The 20803-nt window shown below is 52.7% G+C and carries 21 protein-coding genes; 15 read left to right on the top strand and 6 right to left on the bottom strand.

Going from position 1 to position 20803, the window contains the following annotated elements; all coding sequences use genetic code 11:
* Positions 1-7: 7 nt before the first annotated feature.
* A complete protein-coding gene (locus B2U47_RS06125) occupies positions 8-991 on the bottom strand; it encodes a nitrilase-related carbon-nitrogen hydrolase (protein ID WP_296681930.1) in 984 nt (327 codons plus the stop codon).
* 143 nt (positions 992-1134) lie between these two features.
* Here B2U47_RS06125 and B2U47_RS06120 point away from each other — a divergent pair, with 143 nt between their 5' ends.
* On the top strand, positions 1135-1791 hold the full coding sequence (locus B2U47_RS06120; RefSeq protein ID WP_296681929.1) for a thiopurine S-methyltransferase: 657 nt from the start codon (positions 1135-1137) through the stop codon (positions 1789-1791).
* Between the two features lie 9 nt (positions 1792-1800).
* Here the strand turns inward: B2U47_RS06120 and B2U47_RS06115 are convergent, their stop codons facing one another.
* Positions 1801-3501, bottom strand: coding sequence for a hypothetical protein (locus tag B2U47_RS06115; protein ID WP_296681927.1), 1701 nt, complete (start codon positions 3499-3501; stop codon positions 1801-1803).
* 161 nt (positions 3502-3662) lie between these two features.
* Between B2U47_RS06115 and hisA the strand changes: the two genes are divergently transcribed.
* Positions 3663-4397, top strand: coding sequence for a 1-(5-phosphoribosyl)-5-[(5-phosphoribosylamino)methylideneamino]imidazole-4-carboxamide isomerase (gene hisA / locus B2U47_RS06110; protein WP_296681926.1), 735 nt, complete (start codon positions 3663-3665; stop codon positions 4395-4397).
* 64 nt (positions 4398-4461) lie between these two features.
* On the opposite strand, the gene B2U47_RS06105 is transcribed toward hisA, so the two are convergent.
* Complete coding sequence (locus B2U47_RS06105; protein ID WP_296681924.1) at positions 4462-5619, bottom strand: phosphotransferase; 1158 nt, start codon at positions 5617-5619, stop codon at positions 4462-4464.
* A gap of 54 nt (positions 5620-5673) precedes the next feature.
* A complete protein-coding gene (locus B2U47_RS06100) occupies positions 5674-6168 on the bottom strand; it encodes a hypothetical protein (RefSeq protein ID WP_296681922.1) in 495 nt (164 codons plus the stop codon).
* A gap of 202 nt (positions 6169-6370) precedes the next feature.
* Here B2U47_RS06100 and hisF point away from each other — a divergent pair, with 202 nt between their 5' ends.
* The 6 genes from hisF to tatC are packed head-to-tail and all read left to right on the top strand — an operon-like array spanning position 6371 to position 11030.
* Entirely contained in the window at positions 6371-7144 is a 774-nt protein-coding gene (gene hisF, locus B2U47_RS06095) for an imidazole glycerol phosphate synthase subunit HisF (protein WP_296681921.1), read from the top strand.
* 13 nt (positions 7145-7157) lie between these two features.
* Positions 7158-9044 (top strand): AAA family ATPase, encoded by a 1887-nt coding sequence (locus tag B2U47_RS06090; protein ID WP_296681919.1) that lies wholly within the window; start codon positions 7158-7160, stop codon positions 9042-9044.
* Between the two features lie 17 nt (positions 9045-9061).
* Positions 9062-9382: a phosphoribosyl-ATP diphosphatase gene (locus tag B2U47_RS06085; RefSeq protein WP_296681918.1), complete on the top strand. Its 321-nt coding sequence runs from the start codon at positions 9062-9064 to the stop codon at positions 9380-9382.
* Between the two features lie 18 nt (positions 9383-9400).
* Positions 9401-9649: a twin-arginine translocase TatA/TatE family subunit gene (gene tatA, locus B2U47_RS06080; RefSeq protein WP_296681916.1), complete on the top strand. Its 249-nt coding sequence runs from the start codon at positions 9401-9403 to the stop codon at positions 9647-9649.
* 27 nt (positions 9650-9676) lie between these two features.
* Entirely contained in the window at positions 9677-9979 is a 303-nt protein-coding gene (tatB, locus tag B2U47_RS06075; RefSeq protein ID WP_296681915.1) for a Sec-independent protein translocase protein TatB, read from the top strand.
* The gene (tatC, locus tag B2U47_RS06070; protein WP_296681913.1) at positions 9963-11030 is read left to right on the top strand and encodes a twin-arginine translocase subunit TatC; all 1068 of its coding nucleotides are present in this window, start codon (positions 9963-9965) and stop codon (positions 11028-11030) included. The genes tatB and tatC overlap by 17 nt, the downstream gene beginning before the upstream one ends.
* A gap of 6 nt (positions 11031-11036) precedes the next feature.
* Here tatC and B2U47_RS06065 read toward each other — a convergent pair whose 3' ends face one another.
* Positions 11037-11789 (bottom strand): BPSS1780 family membrane protein, encoded by a 753-nt coding sequence (locus B2U47_RS06065; protein WP_296681911.1) that lies wholly within the window; start codon positions 11787-11789, stop codon positions 11037-11039.
* Between the two features lie 173 nt (positions 11790-11962).
* Between B2U47_RS06065 and gpmI the strand changes: the two genes are divergently transcribed.
* On the top strand, positions 11963-13528 hold the full coding sequence (gene gpmI, locus B2U47_RS06060; RefSeq protein ID WP_296681910.1) for a 2,3-bisphosphoglycerate-independent phosphoglycerate mutase: 1566 nt from the start codon (positions 11963-11965) through the stop codon (positions 13526-13528).
* A gap of 3 nt (positions 13529-13531) precedes the next feature.
* Here gpmI and B2U47_RS06055 read toward each other — a convergent pair whose 3' ends face one another.
* Positions 13532-14074, bottom strand: a complete 543-nt coding sequence (locus B2U47_RS06055) for a chalcone isomerase family protein (protein ID WP_296681908.1) — start codon at positions 14072-14074, stop codon at positions 13532-13534.
* 433 nt (positions 14075-14507) lie between these two features.
* Here B2U47_RS06055 and B2U47_RS06050 point away from each other — a divergent pair, with 433 nt between their 5' ends.
* From B2U47_RS06050 to B2U47_RS06025, 6 genes are all read left to right on the top strand, one after another.
* Positions 14508-15083, top strand: coding sequence for a LemA family protein (locus B2U47_RS06050; RefSeq protein ID WP_296681907.1), 576 nt, complete (start codon positions 14508-14510; stop codon positions 15081-15083).
* Complete coding sequence (locus tag B2U47_RS06045) at positions 15052-15981, top strand: EF-hand domain-containing protein (protein WP_296681905.1); 930 nt, start codon at positions 15052-15054, stop codon at positions 15979-15981. The genes B2U47_RS06050 and B2U47_RS06045 overlap by 32 nt, the downstream gene beginning before the upstream one ends.
* Positions 15982-16372: 391 nt before the next feature.
* Positions 16373-16678, top strand: a complete 306-nt coding sequence (locus tag B2U47_RS06040; RefSeq protein WP_296681904.1) for a DUF485 domain-containing protein — start codon at positions 16373-16375, stop codon at positions 16676-16678.
* Positions 16679-16697: 19 nt separating this feature from the next.
* Complete coding sequence (locus B2U47_RS06035; RefSeq protein ID WP_296681902.1) at positions 16698-18725, top strand: solute symporter family protein; 2028 nt, start codon at positions 16698-16700, stop codon at positions 18723-18725.
* Between the two features lie 114 nt (positions 18726-18839).
* Positions 18840-20117, top strand: a complete 1278-nt coding sequence (locus tag B2U47_RS06030; RefSeq protein WP_296681901.1) for a DUF4118 domain-containing protein — start codon at positions 18840-18842, stop codon at positions 20115-20117.
* On the top strand, positions 20114-20800 hold the full coding sequence (locus tag B2U47_RS06025; RefSeq protein ID WP_296681899.1) for a response regulator: 687 nt from the start codon (positions 20114-20116) through the stop codon (positions 20798-20800). The genes B2U47_RS06030 and B2U47_RS06025 overlap by 4 nt, the downstream gene beginning before the upstream one ends.
* The last annotated feature ends 3 nt before the right edge of the window (positions 20801-20803 follow it).

Here is a 20803-nt window from a genome sequence, read left to right as displayed (position 1 = left end):
CACACCCTCAACCGGTACGGCGTTGCAGGGCGGTTGTCTCAGGGACTACTGTTTCTGTTTCACGTGAACGTTCCGTATTTTGTCGGTTGGCGCGGTGTTTCTGGTAATCCACAAATACTGAGGTAAATTCCAGTGACCAAGCAGGACGAGCGCTGGGTTTGCGCATTTCTGCCAGTTTGGCGGGCTGCAAATCAGCCATGACCAGCATTTCAGCATTCGCCGTGCCTTCACTGATGATGCCTGCATGGGAGTAGGCGAAATCGCAAGCACTTAGCATCGCATTCTGTGCATATTGGCTGCCCATGCCAGGCACATTTGGCAAATAGCCAACATTGCCGCACAGGATGCTATATACCTCGTTTTCCAATACCCGCGCCTGTGCAGCATGGCGGATACGCAGATACTGCTCATGCAAGGTAGTGTTGAACGGGGTAAACAGCATGGTGGCGCCCTGATCCACCAGTCGTCTCGCCAGTTCCGGGCTTTCCACATCCTGCCCGATCAGGATACCGATCATGCCGCAATCCGTGTCGATGGCATGAGCAAAATTGCCGGAACAGGTGCTCCAGGTTTGGTTTTCATGCGCAGGGATCAGGATTTTGGACTGATGGTGCAGTTTGCCGTCACGCAATGCCACCAGACAGGTGTTTTCTACTTGTCCATTGGGGCTGCTGACCAGATGTGAACCGCCAATGATATTGATGCCGTGTTGTAAGGCCAGCCTGCGCAGGTTTTTTTCCACCTTCAATGTATAATGGTTGAGGATGGAAATGGCTTCATTGATCGTCAGTTTGCGGTGTTGCAGACTTAGCAGTTGCAGTGTGAACAGTTCCGGCAAGACCAGAAAATCAGCGTCTTGTCCGCTGGCGACTTCTGCCCAGTGCCCAATCTGGTTGATGAAGTCGTCAAAAGAATCAACCCGCCGCTGCATGAATTGCACACTGGCGACGCGCACATTACCGGGCAGATGAGAGAGACTTGCGCCACTCATGTTGAACCCCCAAGTTGGTTGTTTGGTGACAATACTCACCTCGGATAGTACACATATTGTTGTGGTAAATATAAGACAAAGTTTTTTAGCCCCTATAAGCAAAACTTTAATACCGTTAGTCGGTTTTCTCTTGGAGAATCAAAATGAAAGCAGAGTTCTGGCTTGAACGCTGGGAACAAAACCAGATTGGCTTCCATCAAGATGAGTTCAACAACCATTTGCAGGCTTTTTGGTCAGGTCTGGCAGTGCCTGCGGGTGGTCAGGTATTTGTGCCCTTGTGTGGCAAAAGCCGTGACATGCTGTGGTTGCGAGCGCAAGGCTTCATGGTGACAGGGGTGGAAGTCAGCCCGATTGCGGTGCGTGACTTTTTTGCAGAAAATGGGTTGGATGTCACCATTTCGTCACAAGGCAAACTGGAGCGTTGGGAAAGCGATGGATTGGTCATCCTGCTGGGGGACTTTTTCGATCTGCAAGCCGAAGATGTGGCTGATTGTTCCGCCGTGTTTGACCGTGCCTCCCTGATTGCCCTACCCCCGGATATGCGCCTGCGTTATGCGCAACATTTCATCTCCATCCTGCCCACCCATGCACAAACCCTGCTGGTGACACTGGAATACGCCCAAGAGGAAATGAAGGGGCCACCTTTCGCGGTAGGGGAAGAGGAGATTCAGGGGTATTACGCCCAAGCGTTTGCGCTGGAACGTTTGTTTGTTACCGATGTGCTGGCTGAAAACCCCGGCTTCCGCCAGCGCGGGCTGACCCGGCTGGAGGAGAAAGTCTATCGGTTGACACCTGCCTGATGGGTTGACCTAGTGCGGGGTACTGGCAGCTTGCTGGTATTCGGCGCGTACCTGTTCCACTCGGTGTTGCAGCTTGTCGATAAATTCTGCCAGTTTCTGGCGTTTTTCCGGGTCTTTCACTTTGTCCAGCAGTTTGTTGGCCGCCGGGAAGTCGGTCAGCATGGCATAGCCAGATGCCAGTCGTACCCATGCGCTGGCACGGGGTTCCACCCCTTCTGGCAGGGTTTCTGCCAGTTTTCCGGCTTCTTCCAGAATCTGACGGGATGCAATCTGGTTGCCGAACAGGGATTGTTCACTGGCTAGCCGCGCCAGCAATTCCACCTGTGCGGGTAACTGTGGCAACGTGCGGGCTTTTTCCAGTGCTTGTTGCAGACTTTGCCCGGCAGGTTCCCATTCATTTTGCAACAAGTGGGTTTTGCTGATGCAACCGAGGATCAGCGCCTGCTGGGTCACGTCCTGTGTGGCTGCCAGCTCCTGCCTGATACGTTCAATGGTTTCCTTGGCTTTGTCAGGTTGCTGTTTTTGCAGATGCCATTCCACGATGTCCAGCAGCAGCAAGGTGCGTGGGTAGGGTTCCTGGGCTTTTTCCAGCACCATGTCGATCAGGTCAATTTCATCCAGTTTGAGCAATTGCTGGATGCGGCGGCGGTTTTCGGTGTGTTCATCCAGCATGATTTGGAAGCGTGGTGGGGTCAGCTTGTGTTCTTCGATGGCTGCCACGGCGCTGGTGGATGCTTCGGTTTTGACTTTTGCTTCGGTAATTTCTTCCGGGGTGGCTGGCTTGATGGTATCGGTTTTGAGTGCCTCGGTGATTTTGGCTTGCTGCTCCTGCGCCTGTGTTTTGTCTGTGTTGTTGCCGGTTGTGGCCTGTTCGGCGGCGTTCTTTTCCTCTGCACCCATTGCGCCCGCTGCACCAGCGGGTGATGGCAGGTTTTCCAGCTTTGAAGCTATGTCACTGGCCTTTTCCATCGCAGCACTCATGGTTTTGGCGCGTTCTTCTTCCTTCTTGGCTTTTTCCAGACGAGCGGCTTCTTCCTGTTGGGCTATTTCTTCCGGGGTGGGCTGATTGTAGTAATAAACACCCCCCATGCTGATGCAGAAAACGGCAATGGCTGCTGCTACCTTGAGGGCAATGTTGTCCGGTTTTTCTGCCAGCCCCAGGCGTTTGCGGGCTTCGGCCTGCAACAGGGATTCTTCTTCCTGTTTGGCACGTTCCAGCACTTCGCGGATACGTTTGGAACGGTCGTTTTCGTGGCGCTGGCGTTCGGTTTCGATGGCTTGTTCCAGCTTTTGCTTGCGCTGGTAACGTTCGCCGACGATGCCGCACACTTCACAGGCGTCGAGCCGGGTATCAAGCTGGGAGCTTTTGCGTTTGGGTTGTTGATGCCCGCAGGCAGGGCAGGTGTAAATGCCGGTGTCGGCTTCGGCAGTTTCCTGTTCCTTGGGAATGAGCTGGAGGGTGGGGCGAATTTCGCATTCCACGCCGAGCGTTGCCAGTTGGCGGCGCATGGTCTGCGCTTCCTGAAAGCTAATGTTTTCGCGAATTGAAACCATGCCATTGTTGAACAGCAGCGCATCCGAGAGCTTGAATTCTAGGTAGGGGCTGTTGTCACCTAGCAGGTTGAGGATGTCTTTTACCAGTTGTTCTACCGACTGGGGAGAGTTATGCCCGAGAACGACAATATCAAAAAGTTGCTGGGAGTCTGACATGAGCTGAATCCATTTTTATTATTCTGCCTGGGTAGGGCGCTATTGGGGAAAAGCCTATAAGTTGCTTCCGGCAATGTAAATATTTGCCGGACAAGCGTCACAAGGAAGACGCTTCCGGCATTTTGCGGTAGCATTCAGCCTTCACAACCAAGGACTGAACGATGCTGCTGATCCCCGCAATTGATTTGAAAGACGGTCAGTGTGTGCGCCTGCGCCAGGGGCGGATGGACGACACCACTGTATTCGCCAATGACCCTGTAACGATGGCTCAACGCTGGGTGGATGAGGGTGCACGCCGCCTGCATCTGGTGGATTTGAACGGAGCATTTGAAGGTAAACCGGTGAATGGCGAAGTGGTGCGTGCCATTGCTGCGCGTTTCCCCCACATTCCGGTGCAAATCGGCGGTGGTATCCGCGATGCGGCGACAGTTGCTGCGTATCTGGATGCGGGTGTGCAATATTGCATTATCGGCACGAAAGCAGTGCAAGAACCACAATTCGTTATCGACCTGTGCCAGCAATTCCCCGGTCACATTATCGTTGGCATTGATGCGAAAAACGGCATGGTCGCCACCGATGGCTGGGCGGAAGTGTCTTCCGTTTCCGCGATTGAGCTTGCCAGACAATTTGAGCAAGCCGGTGTCAGCGCGATTGTTTACACCGACATTGCCCGCGATGGCATGATGAAAGGCGTGAACGTGGAAGAAACCGCCAAACTGGCAGCTAGCATCAAGATTCCGGTCGTTGCATCGGGTGGTGTGACCAATATGGACGACATCAAAGCCCTGTGCGCGGTGGAAGACCAAGGCATTATGGGTGCAATCCTCGGTCGCTCGATCTACGAAGGCACGATTGATCTGGCAGAAGCCCAGCGCTACGTCGACCAATGCGCCTGATCAACACAGGGGGGGAGGTGGTAATACTCCCCCGTCGAACAGTCGTGAACGGATGCTGTTATTGCTATAACGTTTCAAGTTTTTGATTTAAATCCAAAAACCAAGGCACAAGAGAAGCAATCAAGGGTTCACATTGTGCTAAAAATGCTCCCCGCAGGCACAAACGCTGCGCTTGCGTCAACGTGACACCAATGTAGTCATACAACAAAATCTCTTCTATATCCCACCAAGGCCCGTCAGCTTTTTTATGCAGGATCAAACTCAATCGCGCACTGCAATGCAATGCACCCGCAATACACACATAGCGGTGTGCGGCGGCAATAGAGGCACCATCAGCAAATAACGGTACAAATTCCTCTAGCAATGCCTGCTCGATTTCGGCATGGAATGGCACACTTTCATCACACAATAACCACACCAAATCATCTAAACGGTTACGTGCCCCACAATTTTCCCAATCAAACCATGACACCTGCCCGGTTGTGCTCAGCATCGCATTTCCCGGACGCGCATCCCATTTCACAAAACGGGGGTTCATCGGCAATAAAATATCGTGGAGGGCTTGCTTGGGCAAAGATGGCGCGGGCAGCGCGAGAGCATCCCCGGTTTTGTGAACCTGGCGAATATGCCGCATAATCCACGCTTCACTTGTACCTAAAAACGGCACAGCACGGTCTAATCCCTCACGGGAGGCCGCGTGATGAATCGTCACCAGACTCCTAAAACCCTCAGCTAACCATTCACCGCATTGTTGAGAGGTCGCTGAAGCTAAGCCACGTGCCAGGCCAACTCCTTCCAGCACCTCCTGTATCAGGACAATACCGTTGTAAAATAACACATTAGGGACTTTTGCTGCTTGCTGATACAAATGACGCATCACCCGTTCTTCTAATAGTGCTCGCCCTGAATCAGTTCGCACTGTGGCAATGGCAGTACGTCCATCTGCCCATAGAACGTGACAAGCCCCACGTTCCTCCCCCCCCGGAAACGTAATATCAGCAATGACACCGCCTAAGGCGGTCTCACACACACTCGCCAAACTGTCACAAAAATAGGGTCGAATCCGCCAGTTTCTGATCGGTGCAAAACCAGAGAAAACCGCTGATACTGGGGAAATTTCTGGCGCATCAGATATGGCTGGCAAAGCACCAGACCAATACTGCACGGGGGCATCATAACAACCATCCAGATACACCCCAAAATGGGTGGGGAAATCACTCATGCATACCCCCTAAAGAGCGGGAGGCTCTCCTCACCGCTCCACAGACAAACAACATTAGCAACCGCAGCTTTTACCGCTTTTACCTGAGCCAGACTTGCCGCTGCTCTTGCCTGAACCTGCTTTACTGCCTGAGCCAGACTTGCCGCTGCTCTTGCCTGAACCTGCTTTACTGCCTGAGCCAGACTTGCCGCTGTTCTTACCTGAGCCTGCTTTACTGCCTGAGCCAGACTTGCCGCTGCTCTTGCCTGAACCTGCTTTATTGCCTGAGCCAGACTTGCCGCTACGCTTGCCTGAACCTGCTTTATTGCCTGAGCCAGACTTGCCGCTACGCTTGCCTGAACCTGCTTTACCACCTGAGCCAGATTTGCCGCTGCCAATTTCACCACATTGCTTGCCTGCAATACCTTCCCAAGCCTCGGCAGGGCCTTGAGGATTTGATCCATTACAACTGCTGCCTACACGGGAGCTACTGCAGGGTGCGCTTAAGAAAGAAGTGGAAGAAATCGGCGTTGAGCCACTGGAACCCAAACCAGAAATATTGAATGTCATGATACTAAATCCTTTTTCATGTGTTCAAAAACAGGATCTGGAAGAGCAGAATCGTCACATCCTTGTCATCATCCATTAACATTGAAACTAGGTTAGCTTTTGCCGAAAGAGAGCAGAAAGTCAGATAAACGCCAAAGCATTGCCTACCAACGGTCAATCAGCATAGGATACGGGCTTGAACTTTTAACAACAGGCCAATTTTATGGGCTTAGCCAAACGCATCATCCCCTGCCTCGACGTGGACAACGGGCGCGTCGTCAAAGGCGTGAATTTCGTTGACATCCGCGACGCAGGCGACCCGGTGGAAATCGCTGCCCGCTACAACCGTGAAGGTGCGGATGAAATCACTTTCCTCGACATCACCGCCAGTTCTGACAACCGTGACACCATCGTGCATGTGGTGGAGGCGGTCGCTTCACAGGTATTCATTCCCCTGACGGTCGGCGGCGGTATCCGCAAGCCGGAAGACGTGCGCAGGATGCTCAATGCCGGTGCTGACAAGGTAGGCATCAATACGGCGGCAGTATTCAATCCCGAACTGGTTAGAGAATGTACGGATTATTTCGGTTCGCAATGCATCGTGGTAGCTATTGATGCCAAACGTGTGAATGAACCGGGCGAACCTGACCGTTGGGAGGTGTTTACCCACGGCGGGCGCAAGCGTACCGGGATTGATGCGGTGGAATGGGCGGAAAAAATGGCTGCCTATGGTGCAGGCGAGTTGCTTGTTACCAGTATGGATCGGGATGGAACCAAAGTCGGTTTTGACCTCGGCCTGACCAAAGCCATTACAGACCGGGTAGGTATCCCGCTGATTGCTTCCGGTGGCGTTGGTAATTTGCAACATCTGGCGGATGGCGTGCTGCAAGGCGGTGCAGATGCCGTGCTGGCTGCCAGCATTTTTCACTTCGGCGAATACACGGTCGGTGAAGCCAAGCGTTATATGGCAGCGCAAGGCATCGAAATGCGGCTGTAGAACAAGGACATCAATGCTAACTGTCGATAAAGCGCTGATCCACCAGCGCAAAACGTCCCTGGAAAATGCCAAACTTGCGCTCAAACAGCATTTTATTGGCATTGATAAAATCATCGACGACCTGATTGATTACATTCAGGTCTGGTATCTGATGCCCGAATTGCTCAAGCGCCCGGTGATTGTCAATTTATGGGGCATGACCGGCGTGGGCAAAACCGATCTGGTGCGCAAGCTGGTTAAGCATCTGCATTTTCAGGATCGTTTTGTTGAAATTGAGCTTTCCAATGTTGACCAGACCTCATGGAATTCCTCGGTTTCCAGTGTGCTGGAAAGCTACGAGTTCCATGACGGCAAACCTTGCATTGTGCTGTTCGATGAAATCCAGCGTTTCAATACACTGGATGAACTCGGCAAACCCATGCCGCAAACCAAATTCATGGATTTCTGGGAACTGCTATCTGACGGACATTTGTCAAAAAAGCAGCGTGACGATCTGGATAGTTTCCTGTTCAGCTATTACCAGCGCCGTCAGGAAGCCCAGCGCAAACGTCAGGCGGGTGAAGAGGTTTCCGATTCAGTCTATTACCTCAGTTCGTGGGAGGCAATTTCGCTGAAAAAAGCCCTCAACCTGCACATGGATATGGAGGAGCTATTAAGCCTCAGCGAAGACGACATGATTGACCTGATCATGCAAGCCAAGCGCCAGAAAACCATTTACGAGCCGATTGATCACGCCAAAACCCTGATTTTGATTTCCGGCAATCTGGATGATGCTTTCCAGATGGCGACCCAAGCGGCGGAAAGTGAGGTGGACGCAGATATTTTCCACGCTTTCACCACCAAAGTGACCCTGATGGATGTCAAGGGGGCACTGATGCGTAAGTTTCGCCCGGAACAGGTAGCGCGTTTTGGCAATATACACTTGATTTATCCCAGCCTGCGCAAACAGGATTTCACCCGTCTGATTGAGCGTGAAATTGAGCGTGTCCAGCAGGAAACCGTCGAGCGTACCGGGATTCGTCTGGCAGTGGATCACAGCATGGTGAGCCTGATCTACCGCAATGGTGTGTTTCCGGTACAAGGGGTGCGCCCGGTGTTTTCCAGTGTCACTGACATTCTGGAAGTGAATTTGTCCAAGCTGTTGTTCCACGCCTTGACCCACGATGCCGAGCACATTGCCCTGCGCTATGCGAGCGATGCCAAACAAATTGAGGCACAAGTCGGCGATGAAAAAGTGTATTACCCCTATGTCGGGCGTATTGATGATATTCGTGCCAGTAACGAGCAGGCAACGGTTGCCAATATCAGCATCCATGAAGCCGGTCATGCGGTGGTGTACATGGCATTGTTCGGGCTTGCACCCTTGCAGCTAAAAAGCCGGATTGCCAATGCTTACGCGGGTGGTTTCACCTTCCCGCACCAGATTCACCGCACCCACCGTACCATGCTGGACATGATCAAGGTCTATCTGGCGGGCGGGATTGCCGAGGAACTGGTGTTTGGTGCGCCCAATGCCACTACCGGGCGCGAATACGACCGCGAGCAAGCCACCATGCTGGCGCTGGATTATGTGCGCCGTTTCGGTTTCGATGCAGAATTCCAGGCTTGTTACATTCTGGAAGATCACGCCTACAAGATGCATCAGGCTGTGACCGATATTGATGCCGAAAAAATGATGATGCGGCTTGCCAGCGAAACCCGTGAATTGCTGGCACAACACCGCCAACTGCTGCTGGCACTGGGTGATGCCCTGGCACAATCCGGCAGTCTGGAAACCCAAACGGTTGCCGAATTGGCGGCACGTCACCATGTGGTGGCAGTGGTGAAAGAAGAGGGCTATTTGCACGTTGCGCCTTACGACCAACTGCTGCAACAAGCCTTGCCTAACCTGACAAACTAAGCGCTATAATGCCGCCCATGAATGATACTGTATTGACCCAACTCGCCGAGGTGCTGGAAAGCCGCAAACAGGCTGCACCCGACAGTTCCTATGTTGCCAAGCTCTATGCCAAGGGGCTGGATGCCATCCTGAAAAAGGTTGGTGAGGAAGCCACCGAAACCGTGATGGCAGCCAAAGATGGCGACAAGGAAAAGATTGTTTATGAAGTCGCGGATTTGTGGTTTCATACGCTGGTATTACTGGCACAGCAGAACCTGCACCCCGACGATGTGCTGAATGAACTGGCACGACGTTTCGGCATGTCAGGTCTGGTGGAAAAAGCCAACCGTAAATATTAACTCAAGGAGATTAAGGAAATGGGTTTAGGTGGTATCAGCCCCTGGTCATTGTTACTGATTCTGGTCATTATCCTGCTGCTGTTCGGCACCAAACGCCTGCGCAACATGGGTAGTGATTTAGGTGAGACCTTCAAAAACTTCCGCAATGCCATGAAAACCGGTGAAGAGGAACAAACCAATACCCCCACACAACAGGTCAATCAGCAACAGCCTCCCGTACATGGCAATGTGATCGACTCGGAAGCCAAGGTCAAAGACAAGGTTTGATTACCTCACTTTTCAAGGTAACACCTCATGTTTGAATCCAGTTTCCTCGAAATGCTGGTGGTTGGTATCATTGCCTTGCTGGTCATTGGTCCTGAACGTTTACCGGGGCTGGCTCGCAAAGCAGGGCGACTACTCGGCAAGGCACGAGCTTTCATCGCCACTACCCGTTCTGACATTGAACGTGAGTTGCGCACCGAAGAAATGCGCTCCATGCTCAGCCGTCAGGAAGAGGAAATCCGCGAGTTACGCAATCTGATGCAGCAAAATACCGACGAAGTACGCCACAGTATCGACGCTGCCACCAAGCCACCCCATGACCCAAAAAGCTAAACCGCCCACAGAGGGTGAGGAACTTGGATTCCTGCAACACCTGATCGAGCTGCGTGACCGCCTGCTGCGTATGGTGATGGCCATTGGCATTGTGTTTCTGATCCTGATGCCGTTTGCGCAGGATTTGTACAACCTATTGTCTGATCCATTGGTACGGCATTTACCCGAAGGGCAAAAACTGATTGCAGTGGGAGTGGCTTCACCGTTTTTCATTCCCTACAAACTGGCTCTCATGGTGGCGTTTGTGTTGGCGTTGCCTTATGTGTTGTATCAGGTTTGGGGCTTTGTTGCGCCTGGGTTGTATCAGCATGAGAAAAAAATTGTTACGCCACTGCTGCTTTCCAGTGTGATTTTGTTCTATTTGGGCATGGCATTTGCGTATTTTTTCGTTCTGCCGATGGTTTTCAGCATTTTACCCAGTTTTGCCCCAACGAATGTTAATGTCTCGCCAGACATTGCCGAATACCTTGACTTCGTGATGATGATGTTCATGGCATTTGGTATTGGTTTTGAAATGCCGGTTGCCACGATTTTGCTGATCAGCACCGGCATCGCCAGTCGTGAAACCCTAGAACAGTCGCGCCCTTATGTGATTGTGGCAGCGTTCACCATCGGCATGTTGTTGACCCCGCCTGATGTGCTGTCGCAGGTAATGCTGGCAGTGCCGATGTGGTTGTTGTTTGAGGTCGGCTTGCTTGCCAGCCGCTTGTTCGACAAGAATGTGGCGCAAGCCAGTGCGGAGCGGGAAGCCCGTGAGAAACTTGAATATCAGGGCGAAATCAACGCACCTGCTAACCCGACAACTAGCAACACAATGGCTGCGGCAGGTGTTGCAACAGCCACCAGTGTGGCAACTGCTACCGCTACTGCTTGGGAAGATGATACCCATATTTTCGAGGAAACCGTTGCTACCCAGTCGACAGATGACGAGGAATTCCGTCCTCTGACTGACGAGGAAATGGAAGCTGAGCTGGCAAAGCTGGATGAGGAGTTCAAGCGTATGGAAGAAGGTTTCCGTCGGGAAGAAAACGATCCGCCTAAAACAGAGTGACCTGCCTCAGGCAACGTCTGGCACTTTCGGCCTGGCTTCATCCGCCGGGTCGAAAATGTCGCGGAAGCTGGCATAGCTAGCACCTGCCAGCACCGGGATCAGCACCAGATAACCCAGCCCAAAGGCAACAGACCCCAGCAGCGCCAGCAACAGGATGGCAACCGCAAACAGTACTAGCGGGATAATGTTCTTCAGGCAAGCCAGCAGGCTGGTGGTGATGGCATCCAGCGGTTCCTGATTCTCAAACACCACCAGTGGTGTGGCAAAGAAAAACGCCATCAGCACTACCAACATGACACCACCTTGCAACATCAGGCTGACCGGGGAGCCTTCCGACATGGCAGCCAGTGTTTCAGCGACATTGGCTTCGCTCTGGGGCATATACAGCGCTTGCAGGATGGTTCCGGTCAGCGGATAGAGGGACACAAACAGCAAGAGCGCACCTACCACCATTGCCCCACCCAACACTAACAAAGGTTTGCGGAAACGCGGATCATGGAAACCAATCAGGATGTCTTCCACCTGTGCCAGCGCCCCTACCAGTGACTTGTGGGCTGTAACCAACAAGCCGGTCAGCAGGAAGGGCATGATGAATGCGATCAGGAAAATACCAACAAACGGCAACATGCCCAACAGCATCAGGAGCAAAAGAAAAATGATGGACAGTGCCAACCACGCCCCAAGATTGGATTTGAAGGCGTACCAGCCTGCACCCAGCCAGACGAAGCACTGTCGCAATGCAACCAACTGTATCTTCATGGTGTAGCCCTTTTACCGTGGAAATCTTGTAATAGTTATTGATGAATGAATCTGGTAACAAGTTTCACTTGGTAGCGTAAAAGACTTGAAAAGTCAATTGTGCAGCGCAAATTAAGTAATTACCTGCTACAATGCCCCGCTTCGTGAAAGACTGCATAGCAACGAGGTTCACTGTGAGACCGTCAACTGTTCCCCGCCGCAAAACCGTCATGCTGATTCTGGATGGTTTTGGTGTAAACCCCAGCAAAAAATACAACGCTGTTTACGAAGCCGATACTCCCCGGCTGGATGAATACTTCGGTAAGTACCCACATACGACCCTGCAAGCCTCCGGGCGGGCGGTTGGCTTACCGGATGGGCAAATGGGCAATTCCGAAGTCGGGCACATGACCATCGGTTGCGGCACGATCCTCAAGCAAGATCTGGTGCGAATTGATGATGCCATTGATGATGGCAGTTTTTTCAAAAACCATTCCCTGCTGAATGCCCTGAATGCTGCCAAAGCCGACAAACGCCCGCTGCATTTGTTGGGGCTGGTATCGGATGGCGGTGTCCACAGCCACATGACCCACCTGACTGCCTTGCTGCGTGCCTGCATGGAACACGGTGTCAAACCGGTACTGCACGCCATTACCGACGGGCGTGATACCGCTCCCAAGGTTGCAAAACAGTTCATCAGGCACGTCATGAACATCATGGAAATGACCGGCGGTGAAATTGCCACTGTCACGGGGCGTTTTTATGCGATGGATCGTGACAACCGCTGGGAACGCACCAAAGTGGCCTGGGACGCGATGGTACACGGCATCGGCACACCAGCCAGTGACCCCTTGCAGGCCGTCGAAGATGCTTACGCCGCCGGGGAAACTGACGAATTCATCAAGCCGCGTATCATGCCGGGAGCAGAACGCATCCAGAGCAACGATACCGTGTTGTTTTTCAACTTCCGCAATGACCGCCCTCGCCAGACAGCCAAAGCCTTGGCGGATGAAAACTTTGACGGCTTTGACCGGGGGAGTTTTGAGGTGGTCTCCCTCACCACCATGACGGAATACGACAAGCGCTTGCTGGCTCCGGTGCTGTTCCCACCCGAGCGCCCCGCCACCAATCTGGCACAGACCATCAGCCTGGCTGGCCTGAAGCAGTTGCATTGCGCAGAAACGGAAAAGTATGCCCACGTGACCTTTTTCTTCAACGGTGGGCGTGAGCGTACCTATGCGGGTGAAGACCGCATTGTGATTCCATCTCCCAAGGTGGAAACCTATGATTTGCAGCCGGAAATGAGTGCTGCGGAAGTGGCAGATACCGTCATCAACGCCATTGAAAGCAACCAGTACTGCTTCATCGTGGCGAATTTCGCCAACGGTGACATGGTAGGCCACACGGCTGTACCGGGTGCGGTCATCAAGGCAGTGGAAACGCTGGATCGTGAAGTCGGGCGGGTGCTGGATGCGATCGTCAAGCATAACTATTCTGCCATCCTGACGGCTGACCACGGCAATTGTGATGAATACATCGACCCGCTGAGTGGTGAACCCAACACCCAGCACACGGTTTACCCGGTTCCTTGCCTGATTGTCGACAAATCCAACTGGCGTTTGTCCACGGAAGGCGGTCTCAGCAACCTTGCCCCGACTGTCCTGCATCTGATGGGTTTGCCTAAACCGGAAGGCATGAAAGGCAAGACTCTGCTGCTGGAAGAGTTACCGGCGGGGCAAGGCGCTGGCGGCAATTACTGAGGCTTATTGCCCCAGCAAGGCTTTTTTCAGTGGGGCTTGTACGGGTTTTTCGCCCAGCCATATGCCGAAAAATGCCTGTTTGAAATCCGCCCCGGCAATGCTTGCGGCATTCTTGCCATTCTTGATGATGGCAAGTTTGTCGGCGTTGAAGGCGAAATCGTAAATATCTCCTTCCTTGATTTCTTCCTTGAATACGGCAATCAGTTGCTCAATGCGGGGTTGCAGGCTTGGATCAGTGCTGGATTGCTTGAAGCCAGAGCGCACGGCCTCTTCCATGTTTTCGCTGGTAATCATGCCGGATGTGATTTCCAGGCGCATGGTGCTGGGCTGGGTGGAAGTGAGGATGGCGGCGGCATCTGTACTTTTTGCCTGCAAATACAAGCCTGCGGTATACAGGTTGAAAATGGCCTTGGTGCGGATGCCCTTGCCATTGAGGGTCAGGTTTTGTCCGGCAAAGGTTTGCTGGGCAGGAAAGTTGTCAGTTGCCAGGCTGACAGCAGGTAACAGGCACAACAGTGCTAGACAGAATTTCAACAGGGTACGCATGGCCTATCTCCTCTTTGTTGACTGTGACAGTACGGCTATCTATATCACTTTCAACAATTTTCAGCCATAGAAAACAAAAACCCCGCAGGGGGCTACGGGGTTGAGAGAGAGGAGAGCTTGAGATGTGTTATTTCATTCGCCTTGCCGAAACGCTTTTTGTGTTCCCTTGACTATGACTGGTTGCATCCATGCCGCTTGAGTTGTTGCTTTTAGGTTCGACATTCTTGTCATTCCGGTTGTGGCGTTAATCGACAGGGTTGCTTGCCTGTCTGGGATAAAGTATAGGAAACAAATCTCAGAATGTAAGGCTAAAAAGATATTATCGGTATCATTCCTTGCCTGAATGGTCGCCGGTTATCGGATCGTAACTGTGGTCGGGGTGTACTCTGCTAGACTGGAACCTGATCCGATCAACCAGTCATAAAAACAAACCATGAATACCGGACTCATCATCTTTCTTTCCCTGTTGGGTGGTCTTGTGTTGTGGGCAATCCTGCTCTACAACCAGTTGGTTGCCCTGAAAAACAATACTGCCAAAGCCTGGAGCAACATCGACGTATTGCTCAAGCAGCGCAATGCCGAATTACCCAAGCTGGTCGCTGTGTGCAAGGAACACATGCAATACGAACAGGCAACCCTGCAAAAGGTGATGGAAGCCCGCAACCGGGTTGCCAGTGCCATGCAATCCGGCGATATGGGGGCTTTGGGGGCAGCGGAAGGTGCATTGCGTATCGGTCTGGGGAATCTGTTTGCGGTTGCGGAGGCGTACCCCGAGTTGAAGGCCAGCGATTCCTTCCGGCATTTGCGTGAGCGCATCACCGGGCTGGAAGACAGCATTGCCGATCGGCGCGAGTTTTATAATGATTCTGCTGCCATCAACAATACCCGTATCGAACAGTTCCCGGATGTGGTCATTGCCAAAGCATTCAGTTTCAAGCCATTCCGCCTGATGAGTTTCAGTGCCGAGGAAACCAGTGATGTGGACGTGGCTGCGCACTTTACTGCCTGAACTGGGTGGGACAGGCAACCCGCCGCTGGGTGATAGGGGTGGGCTGGACTGGTTGCAGGTGATGGATAACCAGCGCATTGCTGTTTTGCGGCGCGGTGGTTTGATGAATCTGGCGGCAGCCCCCAGCTTTGTGTTGTTGTGGGGTATTGCCTGTCTGGGATTGTTTTATTACGCGCTCAAGCCGTGGCTGCTGTTGCTTGCAACGTGCAGTCTGCTGTTTTCACTAGGTTTGTTTCGCCGTTATCGCCTGATTGCCGATACCCCAACCTCAACACTCAGCAGTGGTGCGCAGGGTTATGTGGAATTGCAAGGTAAAGCCGCCCTGCCCGATGGGGTGGGTTTCCGTGGTTTACCGCATCTGCCTGTTACCGTGTGGTTGCCGGGTTATGTGGAAGATGAGCCGTTTGTGCTGGATGATGGCAAGGGGCGTTGCCTGCTTTATCCGCGTGGTGCTGAAATCATTGCTTGCCCTGGTGACAGTCATTATTCCTGGCTGAATGCCATTTACCCCGGACAAACCTTGTATGCTTTGGGGGAGTTACATACCTTACGCAGCGTTGGTGATTCAGATGAACAGCGAGAACGGTTGGCGGCGTTATTGGCAGAATGGAAAAGCAACCCGTTACAGTTACGTCGCTGTTTTGATGTGGATGGCAACGGGCAGATTGACCCGGATGAATGGCAGCAGGTATTGGTAGCCGCCCAACGCTGGGTTACTGATGATTTGCGGGAACAACAGCGTGCACCGGGTACGCATGTGATGGATGGGGCAAAGGCTGGACAATTGTTCCTGATTACCAATATTCCCCCTGAGAAACTGGCGGGGCGCTATCGGCAAATGGCATTTGTGCATCTGCTTTACTGGTTATCATGCTTGCTTGCCATGCTCATAATATAAGCAATAATAAACAAATTCTCGCAAACCGCCCTATATCAATAAATGGCAATGTTGAGCAACATTGCGCTTGTTCCTTGCATTTTCTGGGCACTTTTTTCTGTTTTTCATGCAAATTCGTGTCTTTATTGTTCAGCTTCCGCCGTTTTTTGAAGTAGTTACTCCCACCTGTTTACAGCTTTTTTACATGACCGATGACATTATTGCGATGATCGACAAGTTTCCCATCAGGAAAGAGAGGCTTGACGGTTTGGCGGGGTGTGTAGGTCTGTCAAATTCAGAATTGTCGACAATATCATGAAAATGACTGGCTCATGTGCTCTTTCAAACAAGATGGGGACATGGGTCGAATGCATTTTCGAGAGGTTTTTTCAGCAAACGGAGGAGTCATTTAATGGCGTCAAACATCAACTGGGCGGCGATCGACAGCGATCCGCGCTTTCAGGCGTTGCACAAGAAGAAAACCACCTTCTTGTGGAGCCTGATGATCATTTCAACTGTCTACTATTTCCTGCTGCCCATTGGCGCAGCGTACTACCCTGACCTGTTCAAAATCAAAGTCTGGGGGCCAATGAACGTTGGCATCCTGTTCGCTTTGTCTGAATTCGTGGTCGCCTGGACTATCGCGGCTGTTTATGCCCGTCGTGCCAACCGTGATTTCGACGCGATGGCGGCTGAAATTGTCCGTGACGTTGCCTGATCAAGTAAGGGAGAGACACATGAAGAAATCTTTGTGGGCAGGTTCTGCCCTGCTGCTGTCATTGTTCGCTTGCCAAGCTGCCTTTGCTGAAGGTGGTGCGGTAGCTGACCAATACAAGTGGCTAACGTTTGTGGTTTTCGGTGCGATTATCGGCCTGACCATGTATGTAACTTACCGCGCTGCGAAGCAAACCTCTTCTGCGGCTGACTTCTACGCTGCTGGTCGTTCCGTTACCGGTGTACAAAACGGTTGGGCGATTGCGGGTGACTACCTGTCTGCTGCCTCTTTCCTGGGTATTGCTGGTTTGATCTCCCTGTACGGTTATGACGGTTTCATGTACTCCGTAGGCTGGCTGGTTGCTTATATCACCGTATTGCTGGTGATTGCGGAACCTTGCCGTAACATCGGCAAGTACACACTGGGCGACATTCTGGCGTTCCGTAATAACCCGAAAGCCTCCAAGACCGTTGCAGCGATTTCTACCGTTACCGTTTCCACTTTCTACCTGACGGCTCAAATGGTAGGCGGTGGCGTTCTGGTTAAAACCCTGATCGGTATTGACTATGAAATCTCCGTTATCGCAGTAGGCATCCTGATGCTGACCTACGTCGTATTCGGCGGCATGAAAGCCACTACCTGGGTACAGATCATCAAGGCGATCCTGCTGGTGACTGCTTCCATCCTGCTGGTATTGTTCACTTGGGGTCAGTATGGCTTCTCCTTCCCTGGCTTCCTGGATGCGGTCGTTGGCAATGCTGACGTACAAAAGCAAGTTGCCAAACTGCTGGGTGACGCTGCTACCAACATGACACCTGAGCAACTGGGTCAACGCTTCCTTGAACCTGGCCTGTTCCTGAAGAACCCGATTGACCAGATCTCTCTGGGTATGGCACTGGTTTTGGGTACTGCCGGTCTGCCACACATCCTGATGCGCTTCTTCACGGTTCCAACGGCACAAGACGCACGTAAATCTGTTATCTGGGCGATGGGCATCATCGGTGGTTTCTACGTCCTGACCCTGTTCCTGGGTATGGGTGCTGCCATCAACGTAACACCTGCGACAATTGTCGGTCTGGACAAGGGCGGTAACATGGCTGCTCCATTGCTGGCTCAGTTCGTCGGTGGTGGCCCTGACTCGCTGCTGGGTAACTTCTTCCTGGCGTTTGTTGCAGCGGTTGCGTTTGCCACTATCGTTGCGGTTGTTGCCGGTCTGGTATTGGCGGCGGCTTCTGCCATGTCCCATGACCTGTACGTTGGTGTTGTTCGTGGTGACCACGCCACTGCACAAGAGCAAATCACTGCTGCCCGTGTTGCTACCGTTATCGTGGGTGCATTGGCTATCTATGTCGGTATCGCTGCCAAAGGCCAGAACGTTGCGCATCTGGTGGCACTGGCATTTGCGGTTGCTGCATCTTCCAACCTGCCTGCGGTGTTCCTGACCCTGTACTGGAAAAAGACCAACACTTATGGTGTGGTTGCCGGTATGTTGGTTGGTGCGTTCTCTGCAATTTATCTGGTAATGGTTTCCCCGAACATGACTTACCCATTGGCAAAAATTGCTGATGCGAAGAAAGTTCTGGAAGGTACACCAGCAACACCAGCCAAAGAAGCAGCAGCAGCACAATGGGGCTTCTCTTGCGAACTGTTCGCCAGTGCAGATTGCAAGAAGGAAGTGAAAGCATCTCCTGAAAAACCAGCCGTTCCAGGTGCTAAAGAGAAGCTGGCGAAAGCCCAGACTGATCTGGCTGCCCTGGCTGATGAAGCAGCCAAAGCTGCCAAGCAGAAGGAAATTGCTGGTCTGGAAAAAGCCATCAAGGCTGCGGAAGACGACCTGAAGAAATTTGAAGGTCAGACTACCAGCATGATGGGTCTGGAAAAGCCTTGGTTCCAGTTGAAGAACCCTGGCTTGATCTCTATCCCGCTGGGCTTCCTTGTCACCATTCTGGTTTCACTGTTCACTCGTGACCGTCGCTCTGACGAGATGTGGGACGAGCTGTATGTGCGTCAGAACACCGGTATCAACGCCGAAGGTGCACAAGCCCACTAAGAGGTTTCCTCCCTCTAAAGAAAGCCCCCGCCTTGTGCGGGGGTTTTTCTTGCCGGGGTCTGAAAATCAGGGGATAGTCACCATTTTGAAGAATATTATTGAGAGACAAGCCCCATGTCTGTCAGCAGTATCTGGTTTTCCCGCCTGAATCTGGATAACCCTTACGGGAAGGAATCGTATGTCCTGGCCTTCCTGTTTTCCGTGCTGGTTGCGGTTATTTCTTATCCATTGTCCCTGCACATGGACATCGCCAACATCATCATGCTGTTCCTGCTGGAGGTGTTTCTGTGCGCCATTTGGCTGGGGCAAGGTCCATCCTTGCTGGCAGCGATTGCGTCGGTACTGCTGTTTGATTTCTTTTTTGTCCCACCCCAGTTTGCACTATTGACGACCAGTGTCGAACACATTGTCATGATGGTGGTGATGTTGCTGATTGCCTTGCTGACCGGGCAAATGGCGTCTGTCCTGCTGGCGCAGAATCGTGAATTGCAGGCCAGCGAAGCACTGACCAGTTCCCTTTACCGGATGGCACGCGAATTGGCAGGGGCAAGCAGTGCGCAACAAGTGGAAGAAATTGCCCAGCGTTACCCGGCGAGTGCTGCTGCCAGCTCCCTGCTATCCATTGCCCAAGAACGCCTGCATTACGCCGACATGCTGGAGACTCAGCACGTACAGGTGGAATCCGAACGTTTGCGCAATGCTATCCTGTCCTCACTGTCACATGACCTGCGAACCCCTTTGACGGCACTGGTCGGACTGACCGAGGTCCTGCAACTGGACAATGCCAACCTTTCCCCTTCCCAAAGCAACATGGTGGATGCAGTACACGAGCAATCGGTGCGGTTGGCAGGGATGGTGGCAAAACTGCTGGATCTGGCGCGGTTGTCTGCTGGTAAAGTTACCATCAACAAGGAATGGAATTCCCTTGCCGATGTGACGGGTGCTGCGCTGGCGTTGTTAAGCCATGCCTTGGCAAAACACCCGCTTACGGTGGAGATTCCCGGTAACTTTCCCTTGGTGGAATTTGATGCCGTCCTGATTGAGCGGGTTATCAGCAACCTGCTGGACAATGCCTGCAAGTACACGCCAGCGGGAACGCCCATCACCATTGCTGCCGTGCTTAACAGCCGTCAGGTTGAAATGCGCATTTGTGACCGGGGCAGCGAAACCCTGTTCAATACCCTGATGACATCCGGCATTGCTGCCAACCGCGTGGCTGCACCGGAAAAAAACACGGGTTTGGGCTTGGCAATTTGTGAAGCCATTTTGAAGGTACACGGCGGTACGTTATACCTGCAACAGCATAAAGGGGGAGGAATCTGTGCCTGTTTTACCCTACCGTTCAGTACACCTCCCGTCATGGACGATGAACCTGAAGAGAAACCCACATGAACAATAATTCCGTATTGATCGTTGAAGATGAACCGCGTATCCGCCAGTTTCTGCGTACCGCGCTGGAAACAGAGGGCTTCAAGGTGTTGGAAGCCCCTACCGTGACAGGCGGCCTGGGGCTGGCGGGCGAATACCGGCCTGGGCTGGTGGTGCTTGACCTTGGGTTGCCGGATGCGGATGGTATCGAGTTTATCCGCATTTTACGCAGTTGGTCGGATGTGCCGGTACTGGTGCTGTCTGCCCGCAACATGGAAAGTGACAAGGTGGCAGCACTCGATGTGGGGGCAGACGATTACCTTGCCAAACCTTTTGGGGTGACAGAATTGCTAGCGCGGTTACGCGCCCTGCGGCGGCGGCGTGAAAAGCGCCCTACTGATGATTTCGCCGTGATCCGTTTTGGTGAGGTGGTGGTTGACCGTGCCAACCGTGCGATTACCCGCAGTGGGGAAGTTGTCCACCTGACCCCGCGTGAATATCACCTGTTGACGGTGTTGCTGGCACAGCCGGGCAAAATCCTTACCCAGCGGCAACTGTTGCGGGAAGTGTGGGGAACGGGGCACGCCGAAGACGGGCATTACATCCGCATTTACATTGGCAGGCTGCGCCAGAAGCTGGAAACCGATCCGACCCACCCCCGTCATTTACTGACAGAAACCGGGGTGGGGTATCGGTTTAACCCCTGAGCC

This window comes from Thiothrix sp. UBA5583 (genome assembly GCA_002425225.1).
GTDB lineage: Bacteria > Pseudomonadota > Gammaproteobacteria > Thiotrichales > Thiotrichaceae > Thiothrix > Thiothrix moscowensis.
The sequence above is the reverse complement of the archived record's forward strand: the minus strand, read 5'-3'. Positions and strand labels throughout refer to the sequence as shown.

What these genes read in the sequence shown, in the direction of transcription:
- B2U47_RS06115 (WP_296681927.1), bottom strand. Translation starts at nt 3,501, where the DNA reads ATGTCAGACTCCCAGCAACTTTTTGATATTGTCGTTCTCGGGCATAAC.
- B2U47_RS06125 (WP_296681930.1), bottom strand. Translation starts at nt 991, where the DNA reads ATGAGTGGCGCAAGTCTCTCTCATCTGCCCGGTAATGTGCGCGTCGCC.
- B2U47_RS06085 (WP_296681918.1), top strand. Translation starts at nt 9,062, where the DNA reads ATGAATGATACTGTATTGACCCAACTCGCCGAGGTGCTGGAAAGCCGC.
- B2U47_RS06055 (WP_296681908.1), bottom strand. Translation starts at nt 14,074, where the DNA reads ATGCGTACCCTGTTGAAATTCTGTCTAGCACTGTTGTGCCTGTTACCT.
- hisA (WP_296681926.1), top strand. Translation starts at nt 3,663, where the DNA reads ATGCTGCTGATCCCCGCAATTGATTTGAAAGACGGTCAGTGTGTGCGC.
- B2U47_RS06100 (WP_296681922.1), bottom strand. Translation starts at nt 6,168, where the DNA reads ATGACATTCAATATTTCTGGTTTGGGTTCCAGTGGCTCAACGCCGATT.
- B2U47_RS06030 (WP_296681901.1), top strand. Translation starts at nt 18,840, where the DNA reads ATGTCTGTCAGCAGTATCTGGTTTTCCCGCCTGAATCTGGATAACCCT.
- B2U47_RS06065 (WP_296681911.1), bottom strand. Translation starts at nt 11,789, where the DNA reads ATGAAGATACAGTTGGTTGCATTGCGACAGTGCTTCGTCTGGCTGGGT.
- tatA (WP_296681916.1), top strand. Translation starts at nt 9,401, where the DNA reads ATGGGTTTAGGTGGTATCAGCCCCTGGTCATTGTTACTGATTCTGGTC.
- B2U47_RS06040 (WP_296681904.1), top strand. Translation starts at nt 16,373, where the DNA reads ATGGCGTCAAACATCAACTGGGCGGCGATCGACAGCGATCCGCGCTTT.
- B2U47_RS06045 (WP_296681905.1), top strand. Translation starts at nt 15,052, where the DNA reads ATGTGGACGTGGCTGCGCACTTTACTGCCTGAACTGGGTGGGACAGGC.
- tatC (WP_296681913.1), top strand. Translation starts at nt 9,963, where the DNA reads ATGACCCAAAAAGCTAAACCGCCCACAGAGGGTGAGGAACTTGGATTC.
- B2U47_RS06050 (WP_296681907.1), top strand. Translation starts at nt 14,508, where the DNA reads ATGAATACCGGACTCATCATCTTTCTTTCCCTGTTGGGTGGTCTTGTG.
- tatB (WP_296681915.1), top strand. Translation starts at nt 9,677, where the DNA reads ATGTTTGAATCCAGTTTCCTCGAAATGCTGGTGGTTGGTATCATTGCC.
- B2U47_RS06105 (WP_296681924.1), bottom strand. Translation starts at nt 5,619, where the DNA reads ATGAGTGATTTCCCCACCCATTTTGGGGTGTATCTGGATGGTTGTTAT.
- B2U47_RS06090 (WP_296681919.1), top strand. Translation starts at nt 7,158, where the DNA reads ATGCTAACTGTCGATAAAGCGCTGATCCACCAGCGCAAAACGTCCCTG.
- B2U47_RS06120 (WP_296681929.1), top strand. Translation starts at nt 1,135, where the DNA reads ATGAAAGCAGAGTTCTGGCTTGAACGCTGGGAACAAAACCAGATTGGC.
- B2U47_RS06035 (WP_296681902.1), top strand. Translation starts at nt 16,698, where the DNA reads ATGAAGAAATCTTTGTGGGCAGGTTCTGCCCTGCTGCTGTCATTGTTC.
- B2U47_RS06025 (WP_296681899.1), top strand. Translation starts at nt 20,114, where the DNA reads ATGAACAATAATTCCGTATTGATCGTTGAAGATGAACCGCGTATCCGC.
- hisF (WP_296681921.1), top strand. Translation starts at nt 6,371, where the DNA reads ATGGGCTTAGCCAAACGCATCATCCCCTGCCTCGACGTGGACAACGGG.